This window comes from Paenibacillus popilliae ATCC 14706 (assembly GCF_000315235.1).
Lineage (GTDB): Bacteria > Bacillota > Bacilli > Paenibacillales > Paenibacillaceae > Paenibacillus_B > Paenibacillus_B popilliae.
The window spans coordinates 1-516 of sequence record NZ_BALG01000471.1 but is presented as its reverse complement, the minus strand read 5'-3'; the positions used below and the strand labels follow the sequence as shown (position 1 = coordinate 516).

Annotated in this window: 1 protein-coding gene; it reads right to left on the bottom strand. The window is 37.6% G+C overall.

Translation table 11 applies throughout. The features are described 5' to 3' along the window. On the bottom strand, window positions 1-516 hold a 516-nt coding region (locus tag PPOP_RS19670), incomplete at both ends, for a hypothetical protein (RefSeq protein ID WP_052516660.1).

Here is a 516-nt window from a genome sequence, read left to right as displayed (position 1 = left end):
ACCGTTTTGTGCGACAAAATAAAACTTCAGAGCATATCCGTTATCTTCAAGGCAACTTTCAAGGGCTTGTTGAATATATTGTTTGGTTAAGGAACGCACCATCAGATAGGGGGGAGATGGCGGCATATACCCCATTTTGTTTTTTTGCATATACCAGTAATAATAATTCGGTGTAATCACGGTAATTTTATAAGACATCCCATCATTCACCTTAACAACAACCGGGATACAACCATCATCTTTATTCACATATTCATAATATAGCGGATATTCAATATCGATAATCTCCAACTTATGCAATTCGCTATATAATTCTTTTTCCCATAAAAATGTGCGATTATTTATTGTTCTTATGATCCTATTCATTTCATCTATGCCCAGTGCGCTATGCCTATTTCCCCCCCCTAGAAAACTTAGCTTCAAGAAATACGCTTCATCCCGGGCGTAATCCTCAATTGCTTTCGTAATGTTCTCTTTGGTTAACGATGTTACATGGATGTCAGGACATCCAAAGGG